Below are 14,049 nucleotides of genomic sequence, written 5' to 3' on the forward strand. Positions count from 1 at the left end.
CCACCTCGGCCTCCGGGGACTCCGGCCCGAGCCGCTCGTACCGGCCCACCGCCACGATCTGGTCGCCGGCGAGGACGACGAACGCCTCCCGGTCCCGGTGGTCGACGTTGACGAAGCGCCGGAGGTCGCGCTCCGGGATCCGGGGGTACGGCGAGAAGTAGCGCAGGTAGCGGGTGCGCTCGGAGAAACGCGAGTGCATGGCGACGATGCCCGGTGCGTCCGACGGCTGGATCGGCCGCAACTGGACGGTCGTGCCGTCGCTGAGCAGCACGTCCACCGGGTGGTCCACTGTGGTCACGGCAGGCGGCCCTCCACCGGGCGTCAGTCGCGCGGGTCGTGCGGGTCGAGCCCCAGCAGCGGGAACACGGTCCGACGGGTGGCGGCGATGGCGCGGTCCACCGAGTTCGGCTCGCCGGAGGGCTGCCACGGCTCGTACGACGGGTCGGCGTCGTCGGTCATCCGCAGTGGGACCTCGCGACCTGGACAGCGGGCGGCGGCAAGCTCCCGCCACGCGGGCGGCGTCAGCGTGGCCGGGTCGAGCGGGTCACCGGTGGCCACCGCGAGCAGGTGTGTCCACGCCCGGGGCACGGCCTCGACCAGCGCGTACCCGCCGCCGCCGGTGGCGACCCACCGGCCGTCGCAGAGCTCGTCGGCCAGCGCCCGCAGGGCGATGTACGTGGCGCGCTGCCCGTCGACGGACAGGTGCAGGTCGGCGAGCGGGTCGAGCCGGTGCGCGTCGGCGCCACACTGGGTGACCAGGATCTCCGGCTGGAACGCGCGCAGCACCGACGGCACGATCGCGTGGAAGGCCCGCTGCCAGCCCGCGTCGTCGACGCCCGGCGGCAGTGGCATGTTGACGGCGGTGCCCTGCGCCTCCGGGCCGCCGGTCTCGTCGGGGAACCCGGTGCCCGGGAAGAGCGCCAGCGGGGTCTCGTGCAGGCTCACGGTGAGCACGCGCGGGTCGTCCCAGAAGGTCTTCTGCACCCCGTCGCCGTGGTGGACGTCCACATCGACGTACGCGACCCGGCGCGCGCCCAGGTCGAGCAGGCGGGCGATCGCCACCGCCGGGTCGTTGTAGACGCAGAAGCCGGCCGCCCGCGCGGGCATCGCGTGGTGCAGCCCGCCGGCCACGTTGACCGCCCGGCGTGCCTCGCCGCGCCACACCGCCTCGGCTGCGGTCACCGACGCGCCCGCGATCAGCGCGCTGGCCTCGTGCATGCCGTCGAAGACCGGGTTGTCCGAGGTGCCCAGCCCGAACCCGGCGAAGAGCGGGTCACGCGGGGCGCCGCGGACGGCCTCCACGTAGCGGGGATCGTGCACCCGGGTGAGCACGTCGTCGTCGGCCGGCTCCGGCTTGACCAGGCGCACGCCCGGCCGCTCCAGCACGCCCAACTCCCGGGCCAGCGCGACGGTCAGCTCCACCCGGACCGGGTCGAGGGGATGGTCACCCATGTCGTAGGCGAGCATCGACTCGTCCCACACCACCACTGTGTCGTCCGACATGCGCTCATCGTCGCACGAGGACCGGCGGTGGCCGGCGCACGCGCTGGTCGCCTGGCTGGTGTCGGTCCGGGCCACGTACGGCTCCGGCGTCACCCCGCGGCTCACGCCGACGGGGCGGACCCCGCCGGCTGCTCCCCCGTCGCCACCGGCCGCGCCGGGTCGGCGACCCAGTTGCTCCACGACCCGACGTACAGCGCCGCGTCCGGCCGGCCGGCCAGGTGCAGGGCGAGCACGGCCTGCGCGGCGGTGACGCCCGACCCGCAGTACGCGCCGACCGGCCGGCCGTCGACCACCCCGGCGGCGGCGAACCGCTGCCGCAGCACGTCGGCCGCCGGGAACCGTCCCTCGGCGACGTAGTCCGGCGCGGGCAGGTTCACCGCGCCCGGCACGTGCCCGGCGACCGGGTCGATCGGCTCGGTCTCGCCCCGGTAGCGCGCCGTCGCCCGCACGTCCACCAGGACACCGTCGTCGGCCGCGGCGAGCCGGGCGGCCTCGGCCGCGTCGAGCACCGGCAGGGCGCCGGGGCGCACCTCGACGTCGCCGGTCGGCGGGGTGGGCGCCTCGGTGGAGGTGGGCAGACCCGCGGCCACCCAGGCGGGCCAGCCGCCGTGCAGCAGGCGTACGTCGGTGTGCCCCGCCCAGCGCAGCGTCCACCAGGCACGGGCGGCGGACATGCCGTCGCCGCCGTCGTACACGACGACGGGGTGCCCGGCGCGGACGCCGGCGGCCCGCAGTGCGGCCTGGAGCGCGGCGGGGTCGGGCAGCGGGTGGCGCCCGGCGGCCCCCGGCGGGCCGCACAGGTCGGTGTCCAGGTCGACGAAGACCGCGCCGGGCAGGTGGCCGGTTGTGTAGTCGTCGCGACCGGGCGGGCCGGTCAGACGCCAGCGGACGTCGAGCAGGGTGGGCGGGTCGGCGCTGTCGAGCTCGGCGGCGAGCCGGTCGGCCTCGACCAGCAGATCCTCGGTACCGGACATGGCGTCCAGTCAACACCATCCCGGCACCCGCAGGCGGTTCGGCGGCGGCCGTTCGGGGGTTACGCAAGGTAGCATCGATCACCGGAGGGCCTGACGTGAAGCATGATTTGGTCGACACGACCGAGTGCCGAGTTACCTCCGAGAGCGAGAGGGGCGGTAACCGGTGACAAAAACTGATCTGGTCGACACGACCGAGATGTACCTGCGCACCATCCTCGAACTCGAGGAGGAGGGGGTGCCGCCGCTGCGCGCCCGCATCGCCGAGCGGCTGCGGCAGAGCGGCCCCACCGTCAGCCAGACCGTCGCCCGGATGGAGCGCGACGGTCTGCTCACCGTCGAGGGCGACCGGCACCTGGCGCTCACCCCGGCGGGCCGCAGCGCGGCGGTCTCCGTGATGCGCAAGCACCGGCTGGCCGAGCTGCTGCTGGTCAACGTGATCGGGATGCCCTACGAGGAGGCCCACGAGGAGGCCTGCCGGTGGGAGCACGTGATGAGCGACGCGGTGGAGAAGCGGGTGTACGACCTGCTCAACCGCCCGACCCGTTCCCCGTACGGCAACCCGATCCCCGGCCTGGAGGAGCTGGGCTCGCCGGAGCCGGCCGAGTCCGCGCCGGCGGAGGGTGAGCGCAACCTGGCGTTCCCCGGCCTGTCCGGCCCGGTCGTGGTCCGGCGGATCTGCGAGAGCGTGCAGACCAACGCGGACGTGCTGCGGCAGCTGCACGCCGCCGGCGTCGACCCGGGCGCGACGGTGACCGTGGCCCAGGAGCGGGACGGCGTGTCGATCGACCGCTCCGGCGACCGGGTCCGCCTGCCGCGCGAGGTCGCCAGCCGCGTCTTCGTAGCCGCAAGCTGACTCCGCCCCATTCTCGCGCCCCTCACCTCCGCGATCTTGCGGTTCCTGTCCGCACATACCCGGAGTAAGCGGGCATAACGGGCGGAAGCGCAGGATCGGCGAGCGTGGGCGTACGGTCAGTCGTCGACGTACGGGCAGTGGCGGCAGCCGCGGCCACAGCAGGTGCCGCGGCGCGCCAGGAAGCCGGCCGTCAGGACGAAGAGGCCGGTGGCCGGGTCGAGGTAGCCCGCCTCCCCGTCGCGCAGGGCCGCCGCGTGGGCGGCGAGGATGCGCTCCTTGTCGGGGTGGTCGGATGCGAGCCGGGACGGGTGCGGCTCGGTCAGCGGCCGGTTCGCCAGTGGTCGTCGCTCTCCGGTCACCGGGGCAGTGTAGAGAGGCCGCTCAGCGGTGGCGGGCGAGGGCGGCGACGATCGCCGCGGTGTCGGCACCGGCTGCGAGCAGCAGCCGGAGCAGCACCTTCGCCTTGTACGGGTCGAGCAACCCGCCGTTCAACAGCCCGCGCCGTCGCAGGTCGGTCTCCGAGCCGACCGCGCCGTACGTGTGCCGCAGCACCGACCCGGCGCCGGAGCGCGAGGTGAGCACCACCGGGATCCGTTCGGCCAGCGCACCGAGCACCGGAGCCAGCACACCCGGCACGTGTCCGACGCCGAAGCCGGCGACCACCAGCCCGTGGTGGGTGTCGGCGAGGCTGTCGAGCAGCCCGCCGTCGTCGTCGAGGGTCACGGTGTACAGCGCGACCCGGGTGTCGTTCAGCCGGGCGGGATCGACCGGCGGCAGCGGCTCCCGCCGCTCGGTCCGGGCCAGCACCCGCACCTCCCCCTCGATCACGTGCCCGACGGGACCGACGTTCGGGGAGGCGAAGGTGGCGGTGCTGGTGCTGTGCGTCTTGCGGACCCAGCGCGCGGCGTGGACCTCGTCGTTGAGGGTGACCAACACGCCGAGGTCGCGGGCGGCGGGCGCGGCCGCCACCCGCGCGGCGGCGAGCAGGTTCGCCGGCCCGTCCGCCCCCGCCAGGGTGGGGTTGCGCATCGCACCCGTGAAGACCAGTGGGGCGGCGTGCGGCCACACCAGGTCGGCCAGGAACGCCGACTCCTCCAGCGTGTCCGTGCCCTGGGTGACGACCACGCCGGTCGCGCCCGCGGCCACCGCCCGCGACGCCGCGTCGACCACCTCCAGCAGGTGCCGGTACGTGAGGTGCGCGCTGGGTACCGCGAGGGCGTCCCGGACGTCCATGGGCGGGCTGAGGTCGGCCAGCCCGGGTACGGCCGCGGTGAGGTCCGCACCGGTCAGCCGGGTGACCACCCCCGGCCCGTCCCGACCCACACCGGCCATCGCGATGGTGCCGCCGAGGGTGAACAGGGCGATGGACACGCCGGACCTCCCGTCAGCCGTCGCCGATGACGGCCCGCAGACCGTACCGCCCGGGACATCGCCCGCGCCCCCGGGCGCGGCGGCCGGCGAATGTCGGTGGGGTCGAGCATGCTGGGGGCCATGCGGAAGATCGTCGTGCAGATGAGCGTGTCGCTGGACGGGTTCTTCGAGGGGCCGGACGGTGACCTGAGTTGGCACCTGGTCGACGACGAGTTGCACCGGCACTTCAACGCCGAGTTACGCGAGATGAGCGCCTTCCTCAACGGCCGGCGCAACTACGACCTGATGGCCGCCTTCTGGCCGACCGCCGACCGCGACCCGGCGAGCCCGGAACCGGTGCGGGAGTTCGCCGGCATCTGGCGGGACATGCCGAAGATCGTCTACTCGCGGACGCTGGAGAAGGCCGACTGGGGCACGGAGATCGTGCGGCAGGTCGACCCCGCCGAGGTACGCCGGCTCAAGGAGCAGCCCGGCGGCGACATGGCCCTCGGCGGGGCGGACATCGCCGCCACCTTCGCCCGGCACAACCTGATCGACGAGTACCGGCTCTACGTCCACCCGGTGATCGTCGGCGCCGGCCGGCCGCTCTTTCCCGACGACGGCGTACGGCGTCAGCTGCGGCTGGCGGGTACGCGCACCTTCGGCAACGGGGTCGTCCTCCTCTGCCACGAACGCCTCGCCGACTGACCCACGAGCGCGTCGCCAAGCTGATCGGCGAAAGGCCATTGGCTTCCCCGTCGCCCCGGCCTATGGTGTCCGGATGCGTCCGTCGGGCCGGCAGCCAGGCGCCGCCGTCGTGGTGACGGCGGTGTCCACCGCTGCCTGCCGGCCGACGCCGGCCTCGACCCCCAACGGCCGACAGGCGGCGCGCACCGCGATCGGGGCGGTGCGTACCGCTGCGCCGTCCCCCACCGGCTCGGCCGCCTCGCTGCTGCCGAGCCCCACCGGGCGTGGCCCGCCGTGGACCGGTAGCACCCCAGCACCGGCCACCCAGGGCGAAGCGACATCCGCTTCGGCCCTTTCTTTTTTGGAGGAGTCATGACCACCCAGGTCCAACCCGACGAGCGGAACTGGCTCGACGAACTGCGTACGGCACTGACCCACGACTTCGAGGTGCAGAGCGCCAGGTTGACCCAACTCACCGCGGACACCGGCGACCCGGGCGAGGCCCACACGCAGGACGCGCTGATCGCCGCCACCCGGCAGAGCCTCAACCAGATCAGCGACGCGCTGCGCCGCATCGCCGAGGGCCGGTACGGCACCTGCGAGCGGTGCGCCGCGCCGATTCCACGCGAGCGCCTGGAGGTGCTGCCGCACGCCCGCTTCTGCGTGCCCTGTCAGCAGAAGCACGCCGGCTGACGCGACCGCCAACGGCTGCCGTGCCGACGCCGGAACGGCAGCTGCCCCGGCGTCCGTGGTGATCGGATACGGCTCAGCGGCACGACACGCCGGGTGTTGTGCCGCTGGGGCGTATCCGATCATGCGGCGCCCAGCCGGCCGCCCCGCGGTGGCGCGGCTACGGCTTCCGTCGTCGGGAAATCTCGTCGAGGTGCTGCTGCTTGTGCTGCCGGACCATCTCGTCCCAGACCTCCTGGTCATAGTCCGGGTCCGGCGGTATCCACTTGTGCGAGCCGTCGCTGTAGTGGAACCGCTCGTCACCGGGCCGGATCAGGCTCACCGGATCCAGCCGAGGAACCGCCGATGCAGCAGTCCCGCTGGCACCCAGGTCAGGTCCTCGGCTGCGGACACCAGGTAGGACCCCATGTACAGAGCCAGCGAGACCGGCGCGCCGTCGAACTCCGCTCGCAGTTCCTTGCGCCGGGTCGCGCAGGGCCACGGCCCGTTGCAGCCGCCGCAGGTCCACACCGGAAGGACAGGCCCGTGGGTGGTCACCAGCGGCCTCCCAGGAAGCGCCAGGTGGTGGCGCGGGCATGCCAGCGGCACGCCCATTCCGCCTGATAGCAGGGGTACGGCGACAGCCGCGCCCACCACCGCCGGCACCCGTCACACAGCCCATCGGCACCCGGCAGATGGACCGTCAGAATCTGGCTGACCTGATGCTCGGTCACGTCTGCTCCTCCCCTGGCCAGTGGCCACGACGGATCGGGATGCGGTGCCGGGCGTGGCAGGGCAACTCAGCACCGCACCGGCAGACCCGCCGCCACAGGGACCAGGACCAGACCGGACGGTGCCGTCGGGCCAGGGTCAGCGCGACCGCCAGCAGATAGCCGTCGTACGAGACCGAACGCCTCATTCGTCACCGCCACTTGGACTCCTGTTTTGGAAGTCCACACAGACTAGTTTTTGGACTCCTATTTTGGGAACCTTGCTCCGGCGTGTCGTGGGATCACAGTGCGGAGCGGGCCATAATCGGCCGATGGTCAACCCGACGATCCAGCGGCGACGCCTCGGACTGGCGCTGAAGCGCGCACGCGAAGAGGCTGGCAAGACTCAGGACGACGCTGCCGCCGTCATCGATGCCGCCGCCAGCAAGGTCAGTCGGCTCGAACTGGGCCAGTCAGGGATCAAGCTGACCGACCTCAACGTGTTGCTCGAACATTCAACTTCATCATCCTGAGGTTCGGCGACGACGCCGCGTCCGACGTGATCTACGTGGAGACCTTCACCGACGCCGATTACCTTGACCGACCCGACGCGGTGCGCGCCTACACTCGGCTATGGGACCGACTCCGGGCCGCCGCTCTCGGGCCGGTAGAGTCGCGCAAGCTCATCCTCCGGATGGTGGACGACATAGAGCGGCAGCAGATCTGAGAGAGCTGACCATGGACACCCCCGATCGCACGGTCTGGCGCAAGTCGAGCTACAGCGACAACAACGGCGGCGCCTGCGTCGAGGTCGCAGCAACGGATCGCAGCATCCTGGTCCGCGACAGCAAGGACCCTTCTGGCCCGGCGCTTTGCTTCGACCGTCGGTCGTGGTCCGCGTTCATGGCCCGCTTGAACCGATAGAGCATGACGCGACCGCGCTTGTACGGGCCTGGGGAACTGGCCGCCCTGTTCGGCGTGTCGAGGCAACGGGTGCTGCAGATCACCCGCCGTCCCGGCTTCCCCGAGCCCGTCGCCCGCCTGATCGGGACGACGATCTGGGACGCGGACGAGGTCGACGAGTGGGCGCGACACAACCGTCCGCCACGCCCTACCGACGGCGACGACGACCGCTGACAACCACCGTCAACGAAATGAGTTGAGGCCCTGCCCGTACCTGCCGGGACAGAGCCTCAACTACTACACCGAGATCCACTCGCATGACTTCGAGGGGCAGCCGGACGCAAGGCGCTGGCGGCCTCCTAGGTCACTTGCTCTTGGTCTCCTTGACCGTCGTCTTCGGGTGCGACTTGGGAAAAGCGGCGATCCGTTCCTGCAACAGATTGGTCGGAACTTCTCCCGGCTCACGAGCCCCGGGCGCGTCAACGCCCGGGGCTCGTTGCTTTGTCAGCTGCAGCCGCTGGTGCTGCCGCAGCCCTCGCAGACGTAGCAGCTACCGGCCGGGCGCATCTTCGTACCGCAGGTGAAGCAGAGCGGCGCGTCGGCGGCCTTGCCGATCACGGCCTCCAGCAGTTCGGTGCTGGAACCCACCGACGGCGCCGGCTTGGCGGCGGCGAAGTCCGCGACCTCCTGCGCCGGCTGGGCGACCGGGCCGGTCTTCGGCTCCTCCGGCCTGATCTCGACCGGGGCGGAGGCGGCCATCGCGGTGAGGTCCGCACCGCTCGCCTCCGCCTCCGCCTCGGCCGCGAGCTGGGCGGCCCGCTCCTTCGCGGTGAAGATGCCCAGCTCCGCGCGGCGCTCGTACGGCAGGAAGTCCAGCGCCAGGCGACGGAAGATGTAGTCCATCACCGAGGCCGCCATGCGCACGTCCGGGTCGTCGGTCATGCCGGCCGGCTCGAAGCGCATGTTGGTGAACTTGCTGACGTACGTCTCCAGCGGGACGCCGTACTGGAGACCGATGGAGATGGCCACCGAGAAGGCGTCCATCACGCCGGCCAGGGTCGAGCCCTGCTTCGACATCTTGAGGAAGACCTCGCCGAGGCCGTCGTCCGGGTACGACGACGCGGTGAGGTAGCCCTCGGCGCCGCCGACCGAGAAGGAGATCGTCTCGGACGGGCGCTTCTTCGGCAGCCGCTTGCGCACCGGCCGGTACTCGACGACCTTCTCGACGACCGGCTGCACGGTCGCGGGGGTCTCCGGCGCGGCCGCCTTCTTCTTCGCCGCCGACAGCGGCTGGCCGACCTTGCAGTTGTCCCGGTAGATGGCCAGGGCCTTGAGGCCGAGCTTCCAGCCCTCGAAGTAGATCTTCTCGACGTCCTCGACGGTGGCCTGCTCCGGCATGTTGACCGTCTTGGAGATGGCGCCGGAGATGAACGGCTGGACGGCCGCCATCATCCGCACGTGGCCCATCGGGGCGATGGACCGCTCGCCCATCGCGCAGTCGAAGACCGGGTAGTGCTCCGGCTTGAGGCCGGGGGCGTCCACCACGTGGCCGTGGTCGGCGATGTGCTCGACGATCGCCTCGACCTGCTCCTCGGGGTAGCCGAGGCTGCGCAGGGCGCGCGGGACGGTCTGGTTGACGATCTGCATCGAGCCGCCGCCGACCAGCTTCTTGAACTTGACCAGCGCCAGGTCCGGCTCGACGCCGGTGGTGTCGCAGTCCATCATCAGGCCGATGGTGCCGGTGGGCGCCAGCACGCTGGCCTGCGAGTTCCGCCAGCCGTTCTTGTCGCCGACCTTGTTGCCGAGGGTCCACTGCCGGGTGGCCTCGCGCTGGATGGCGGTGGCCACGGTGCCGGCCGGCTTGATCTCGTCGTTGGCGGCGGCGTGCTTGCGCATGACCCGCTTGTGCGGCTCCGCGTTGCGGGCGTAGCCGTCGTACGCGCCGACGACACCGGCCAGCTCGGCGGAGCGGCGGTACGCGGTGCCGGTCATCAGCGAGGTGATCGCCGCGGCGACCGAGCGGCCCTGGTCCGAGTCGTACGGCAGACCGGAGGCCATGAGCAGCGCGCCGAGGTTCGCGTACCCGATGCCGAGCTGCCGGTACGCGCGGGTGGTCTCGCCGATCTTCTCGGTCGGGAAGTCGGCGAAGCAGATCGAGATGTCCATCGCGGTGATGACCAGCTCGACCGACTTGACGAACTTCTCCACCTCGAAGCCGCCGTCGGCGCGGAGGAACTTCATCAGGTTGAGCGAGGCCAGGTTGCACGAGGAGTTGTCCAGGTGCAGGTACTCCGAGCACGGGTTCGACGCGGTGATCCGCCCGGTCTCCGGGCAGGTGTGCCAGTCGTTGATGGTGTCGTCGTACTGGAGGCCCGGGTCGGCGCACTCCCACGCGGCCTGGGAGATCGTGCGGAACAGGTTCCGGGCGTCGATGGTGTCGATCACCGCGCCGTCGAGGCGGCCGCGCAGGTCGAAGGTGCCGCCGTTCTCGACCGCCGCCATGAACTCGTCGGACACCCGGACCGAGTTGTTGGCGTTCTGGTACTGCACGCTGACGATGTCGGCGCCGCCCAGGTCCATGTCGAAGCCGGCGTCGCGCAGCGCGCGGATCTTGTCCTCCTCGCGCGCCTTGGTGACCACGAACTCCTCGATGTCCGGGTGGTCCACGTCGAGGATGACCATCTTGGCCGCGCGCCGGGTGGCACCACCGGACTTGATGGTGCCGGCGGAGGCGTCGGCGCCGCGCATGAAGCTGACCGGGCCGGAGGCGGTGCCGCCGGAGGAGAGCAGCTCCCTCGACGAGCGGATCCGGGACAGGTTGACGCCGGAGCCGGAGCCGCCCTTGAAGATCAGCCCCTCCTCCTTGTACCAGTCCAGGATGGAGTCCATCGAGTCGTCGACGGCGAGGATGAAGCAGTTGTGGACCCGGAGGTTACCGGCCAGGAATTCGCCGCTCTCCGTCTGGATGTCGTAGACCTCCATCGTCCCAAGGGACTCGACGCGGTCGATCTCCAGCCGCTTCACGTCGTTGGCGGGACGGCCCGGCTTTGCGAAGCTCTGGTCGAGCTTGGCCATCTTCTCGGCGCCGACGAACCCGATGTGGGTGGCGAAGAGGTCCCGGTCGCCGTCGTTCTGGATCCGGACCGACCAGCAACCCTTACGGTCCGGGCGCGGGTCCGCCTTGTAGGCGACGCGGGAGAAGATCCCGAACCGCAGCAGGAGGCTCTGCACGCCGCGGATCAGCTTCTCCGAGATCATGTCCACCGCGACGAGCGTGGACTGCTCACGCGCCGAGACGTAACCCTCGGCCTGGAAGATGCTGCGCAGGTACGCCGCAACGACCGGCAGCGGTGCGGTGAAGAGGCGCTCCGGCACCTCCATCTCGACGCCGCGGGTCAGCAGGTCCCACTTCTCCACGAACGGACGCAGATGCTCGCCGTAGAGGCGGGTACGCCGGCAGTCCAGCTCCTCGCTCTGCGTCGTCACCGTGCGCTCCTTGCGGTGCGCGCCGGGGAAGACCTCGTCGAGGGTGCCCGTCACCCACTCCAACTCGTCGTCGTTGACGGTCATCGCCTCGATCGTCAACGACCGGTTGCTGCCCTGGTCGTACTGGCCGACGAACCCGTCGGACTGAAGCCATCCGGCGAGCGCGGCCTCACGGATCTCCCGCAGGTCGAGCTCGCTTTCGCCGTAGGCGTACGTGCGGTGCCACTCGAGCTTGTCACCGGGCTTCAGGGTGCCGGCCTCGACCCACTGACCCGTGCCGTCGCCCGTGCTCTTCCAGACCACGTGGTCCGGCGTGACGTCGAGCAGGTAGCCCGCCTTGGTGTGCAGCCGGAGGACCTCACGTACTCCGTTGGCCTTCACAGCCACGATCCGGGTCAACCCGTTCCCGTCGTACACCTTGGTCCCGACGGCGTTGTCCTCGACCAACTTGCCGATCGGTACCAGACCGCTCGGGGTGCTGACCAGCGAGTCGTACGGTAGGCACGCGCTGACCTGCTGCGGCGAGGGCGTGCCCACGTTGAACCACACCGGCGAGTTGAAGCTGAACACCTGGTGCAGCAGCATCCAGGTCAGCTCGTGGGCGAAGACCTCGGCGTCGGCGGGGCTGGCGAAGTAGCCGTACTCCTCACCGGCGGTGCGGTAGGTGGTGACGACCCGGTCGATCAGCTGCTTGAGCGACCACTCCCGCTCCGGAGTGCCCACCGCGCCCCGGAAGTACTTGGTGGTCACGATGTTGGCCGCGTTGACGCTCCACGCCTCCGGGAACTCCACGCCGCGCTGCTCGAAGTTGATCGAGCCGTCCCGCCAGTTCGTCATCACGACGTCCCGGCGCTCCCAGGTGACCTCGTCGTACGGGTGGACCCCCTCCGTCGTCCAGACCCGCTCGACCTTCAGTCCGGTGCCCGCCTTGCTTCGTGAACGGCTCGTTGTCACGCCGTCGCCCCCCTCGTCTGCGCGGTCACCCACCGCGCGTCCCAATCTCTCGAAAACTGTGAAGAATCAGCTGGTGCGGCCGGCGGCCTCGACCGCGTCGGCCCCGCCGCTCTCCCGGGCGCGGGCCGCGGCCCGCAACGTCTCGATCTCGCGTTCGAAGTCGGCGAGCGAGTCGAAGGACCGGTAGACGCTGGCGAACCGGAGGTAGGCGATCTCGTCCAGGTCCCGCAGCGGGCCCAGGATGGCCAGCCCCACCTCGTGGCTGGGGATCTCGGCGGCCCCCTTGGCCCGGACGGTCTCCTCGACCCGCTGCGCCAGCAGCGCGAGCGAGTCGTCGTCGACCGGGCGGCCCTGGCACGCCTTGCGCACCCCGCCGATGATCTTCGTACGACTGAACGGCTCGGTCACCCCGCTGCGCTTGACCACCGCGAGGACGGCCTCCTCGACCGTGGTGAACCGTTTGCCGCACTCCGGGCAGGATCGCCGCCGGCGGATCAACTGGCCGTCGTCGGCCTCCCGCGAGTCGACCACCCGGGAGTCGGGGTGCCGGCAGTACGGACACCGCATCGCCCGACCTCCTTCGTCGACCACGGGCCGCACCGCTCGACCTCCGGACACGCGTCGCCACGGCGGAGCCGTCCTCCGGTCTTCGCCGTGCTGGCGCTGGGAAGTGCGTTCGGTAGTCGAACCCAACCTGTAGGCGACTTACGCCCTTGTGACTACTACATCTAGGGGTCGACCGTATGCCGCCGACGATCTGAGGTCAAGTTGCCGGCGTGTCCGGCGCGTCACCCACGTCCGGGACCGCTCCCCTCTTCCCCGTCGCCCGGAAACCCAACCGCACGGGGGGCGCTCCGGTTATCGGCCGCCCGGTGGACCGACGCCGACGATCCGCCGAATTAGAACAGCCGTTCGACGCGACGTACCATTTATCAGAACACGAGTACGACCCGCGCGGATTTTCACCCCGACACGCCGAGCAACGTCGTACAGATGTTTGAAAATGACTGATCTCACCTATACGGTCATGAACGACGGACGCACGGCGGTTCTCCGCCATCGTCACCGCACCACCGCACGCACCACGAGCCGACGAGGCACCACAGCGCCGACCAGGGAGGACGGACGTGACCGAGGACCGGGCCAGCCGGCCGAAGAGCCCGCAGCAGATCACCGACGCGGGTGCGGCGGCCACGCGTCGCCGGGGCGCCGCGCGGAGCCGCACCGGCGCGCCCGCCGTACGCCCGGTCACCCCGGTGGTGAGCGCCTTCCCCGACCCCGCGACGGTCGACCTGACCGCCCGCCAGCGGCGGATCCTGGAGTTCATCCGCACCTGGGTCGAGCGGCACGGCTACCCGCCGAGCGTGCGGGAGATCGGCGAGGCGGTCGGCCTGGTGTCGCCGTCCAGCGTCGCCTACCAGCTCAAGGAGCTGGAGAAGAAGGGCTTCCTGCGCCGCGACCCCAACCGGCCGCGCGCGGTCGACGTCCGGGCCCCCAGCGACGTGATCGACGACGAGCTGGCCCGCTCGCAGCGCCCGACGCCGGCGTACGTGCCGATGCTCGGCCGGATCGCCGCCGGTGGCCCGATCCTCGCCGAGCAGGCCGTCGAGGACATCTTCCCGCTCCCCCGCGAGCTGGTGGGTGAGGGCGAGGTCTTCATGCTCCAGGTCAAGGGCGACTCGATGCTCGACGCCGCCATCTGCGACGGCGACTGGGTGGTGGTCCGGCAGCAGCCCACCGCCGACTCCGGTGACATCGTCGCGGCCATGCTCGACGGCGAGGCGACCGTGAAGACCTACCGGCGCCGCGACGGGCACGTCTGGCTGATGCCGCAGAACCCGGCCTTCGACCCGATCCCGGGCGACGACGCCACGATCATGGGCCGGGTCGTCGCCGTCCTGCGCCGCATCTGACGTCGGTCCCTCACGGGGAGCCCGACGGTCCGGGCCGTCGGGCGACC

18 protein-coding genes and 3 pseudogenes are annotated in these 14,049 nt (G+C 71.3%); 8 read left to right on the forward strand and 13 right to left on the reverse strand.

From position 1 onward, the window contains the following. From ACN26Y_RS00005 to ACN26Y_RS00015, 3 genes are all read right to left on the reverse strand, one after another. Positions 1-298: GNAT family N-acetyltransferase (locus ACN26Y_RS00005; RefSeq protein WP_422734042.1), on the reverse strand; the 298-nt coding region annotated here is incomplete at its 3' end. 23 nt (positions 299-321) lie between these two features. After that, entirely contained in the window at positions 322-1,503 is a 1,182-nt protein-coding gene (locus ACN26Y_RS00010) for an acetoin utilization protein AcuC (protein ID WP_422734039.1), read from the reverse strand. Between the two features lie 101 nt (positions 1,504-1,604). After that, positions 1,605-2,477 (reverse strand): sulfurtransferase, encoded by an 873-nt coding sequence (locus ACN26Y_RS00015; RefSeq protein ID WP_422734040.1) that lies wholly within the window; start codon positions 2,475-2,477, stop codon positions 1,605-1,607. Positions 2,478-2,640: 163 nt separating this feature from the next. Here ACN26Y_RS00015 and ACN26Y_RS00020 point away from each other — a divergent pair, with 163 nt between their 5' ends. Further along, complete coding sequence (locus ACN26Y_RS00020; protein ID WP_422734041.1) at positions 2,641-3,330, forward strand: metal-dependent transcriptional regulator; 690 nt, start codon at positions 2,641-2,643, stop codon at positions 3,328-3,330. Between the two features lie 116 nt (positions 3,331-3,446). On the opposite strand, the gene ACN26Y_RS00025 is transcribed toward ACN26Y_RS00020, so the two are convergent. Together ACN26Y_RS00025 and ACN26Y_RS00030 are read right to left on the reverse strand one after the other, a co-directional pair. Then, positions 3,447-3,689 carry a DUF5522 domain-containing protein gene (locus ACN26Y_RS00025; protein ID WP_155333459.1) on the reverse strand — a complete coding sequence of 81 codons (243 nt, stop codon included), beginning with the start codon at positions 3,687-3,689 and terminating at the stop codon, positions 3,447-3,449. Positions 3,690-3,711: 22 nt separating this feature from the next. Further along, positions 3,712-4,662 carry an asparaginase gene (locus ACN26Y_RS00030; protein WP_422734990.1) on the reverse strand — a complete coding sequence of 317 codons (951 nt, stop codon included), beginning with the start codon at positions 4,660-4,662 and terminating at the stop codon, positions 3,712-3,714. Between the two features lie 159 nt (positions 4,663-4,821). Between ACN26Y_RS00030 and ACN26Y_RS00035 the strand changes: the two genes are divergently transcribed. Next, on the forward strand, positions 4,822-5,388 hold the full coding sequence (locus tag ACN26Y_RS00035) for a dihydrofolate reductase family protein (protein ID WP_155333461.1): 567 nt from the start codon (positions 4,822-4,824) through the stop codon (positions 5,386-5,388). A gap of 351 nt (positions 5,389-5,739) precedes the next feature. Then, positions 5,740-6,060: a TraR/DksA family transcriptional regulator gene (locus ACN26Y_RS00040; protein WP_155333462.1), complete on the forward strand. Its 321-nt coding sequence runs from the start codon at positions 5,740-5,742 to the stop codon at positions 6,058-6,060. A 157-nt stretch (positions 6,061-6,217) separates the two neighbouring features. On the opposite strand, the gene ACN26Y_RS00045 is transcribed toward ACN26Y_RS00040, so the two are convergent. The 4 genes from ACN26Y_RS00045 to ACN26Y_RS00060 are packed head-to-tail and all read right to left on the reverse strand — an operon-like array spanning position 6,218 to position 6,955. After that, complete coding sequence (locus ACN26Y_RS00045; RefSeq protein ID WP_196255746.1) at positions 6,218-6,379, reverse strand: hypothetical protein; 162 nt, start codon at positions 6,377-6,379, stop codon at positions 6,218-6,220. Then, the gene (locus ACN26Y_RS00050) at positions 6,376-6,594 is read right to left on the reverse strand and encodes a hypothetical protein (RefSeq protein WP_155333463.1); all 219 of its coding nucleotides are present in this window, start codon (positions 6,592-6,594) and stop codon (positions 6,376-6,378) included. Before ACN26Y_RS00050 ends, ACN26Y_RS00045 begins: the two co-directional genes overlap by 4 nt. Next, a complete protein-coding gene (locus ACN26Y_RS00055; protein ID WP_155333464.1) occupies positions 6,591-6,770 on the reverse strand; it encodes a hypothetical protein in 180 nt (59 codons plus the stop codon). Before ACN26Y_RS00055 ends, ACN26Y_RS00050 begins: the two co-directional genes overlap by 4 nt. Next, the gene (locus ACN26Y_RS00060) at positions 6,767-6,955 is read right to left on the reverse strand and encodes a hypothetical protein (RefSeq protein ID WP_155333465.1); all 189 of its coding nucleotides are present in this window, start codon (positions 6,953-6,955) and stop codon (positions 6,767-6,769) included. Before ACN26Y_RS00060 ends, ACN26Y_RS00055 begins: the two co-directional genes overlap by 4 nt. A 123-nt stretch (positions 6,956-7,078) precedes the next feature. Between ACN26Y_RS00060 and ACN26Y_RS00065 the strand changes: the two genes are divergently transcribed. The 4 genes from ACN26Y_RS00065 to ACN26Y_RS00080 are packed head-to-tail and all read left to right on the forward strand — an operon-like array spanning position 7,079 to position 7,883. Further along, positions 7,079-7,279 (forward strand): helix-turn-helix domain-containing protein, encoded by a 201-nt coding sequence (locus ACN26Y_RS00065; RefSeq protein WP_422734043.1) that lies wholly within the window; start codon positions 7,079-7,081, stop codon positions 7,277-7,279. Beyond that, on the forward strand, positions 7,276-7,473 hold the full coding sequence (locus tag ACN26Y_RS00070; RefSeq protein WP_422734991.1) for a Scr1 family TA system antitoxin-like transcriptional regulator: 198 nt from the start codon (positions 7,276-7,278) through the stop codon (positions 7,471-7,473). The genes ACN26Y_RS00065 and ACN26Y_RS00070 overlap by 4 nt, the downstream gene beginning before the upstream one ends. Before the next feature lie 11 nt (positions 7,474-7,484). Next, positions 7,485-7,670 (forward strand): DUF397 domain-containing protein, encoded by a 186-nt coding sequence (locus tag ACN26Y_RS00075; RefSeq protein ID WP_155333467.1) that lies wholly within the window; start codon positions 7,485-7,487, stop codon positions 7,668-7,670. Positions 7,671-7,673: 3 nt separating this feature from the next. Continuing rightward, positions 7,674-7,883, forward strand: coding sequence for a helix-turn-helix transcriptional regulator (locus tag ACN26Y_RS00080; protein ID WP_155333468.1), 210 nt, complete (start codon positions 7,674-7,676; stop codon positions 7,881-7,883). Positions 7,884-8,153: 270 nt separating this feature from the next. On the opposite strand, the pseudogene ACN26Y_RS00085 reads toward ACN26Y_RS00080, so the two are convergent. The 4 genes and pseudogenes from ACN26Y_RS00085 to nrdR form a co-directional block, all read right to left on the reverse strand. After that, positions 8,154-10,574 (reverse strand): annotated as a pseudogene (locus tag ACN26Y_RS00085) (vitamin B12-dependent ribonucleotide reductase); the annotation flags it as partial. A 180-nt stretch (positions 10,575-10,754) separates the two neighbouring features. Further along, positions 10,755-11,627: pseudogene (locus ACN26Y_RS00090) on the reverse strand (LAGLIDADG family homing endonuclease); the annotation flags it as partial. 9 nt (positions 11,628-11,636) lie between these two features. Further along, positions 11,637-12,122 (reverse strand): annotated as a pseudogene (locus ACN26Y_RS00095) (vitamin B12-dependent ribonucleotide reductase); the annotation flags it as partial. 33 nt (positions 12,123-12,155) lie between these two features. Further along, positions 12,156-12,656 (reverse strand): transcriptional regulator NrdR, encoded by a 501-nt coding sequence (nrdR, locus tag ACN26Y_RS00100; RefSeq protein ID WP_155333470.1) that lies wholly within the window; start codon positions 12,654-12,656, stop codon positions 12,156-12,158. 560 nt (positions 12,657-13,216) lie between these two features. On the opposite strand from nrdR, the gene lexA reads away from it, so the two are divergent. Continuing rightward, positions 13,217-14,002: a transcriptional repressor LexA gene (lexA, locus tag ACN26Y_RS00105; RefSeq protein ID WP_155333471.1), complete on the forward strand. Its 786-nt coding sequence runs from the start codon at positions 13,217-13,219 to the stop codon at positions 14,000-14,002. Positions 14,003-14,049 lie beyond the last annotated feature (47 nt).

The organism is Micromonospora sp. WMMD558, assembly GCF_049315255.1.
Taxonomy (GTDB): Bacteria; Actinomycetota; Actinomycetes; order Mycobacteriales; family Micromonosporaceae; genus Micromonospora.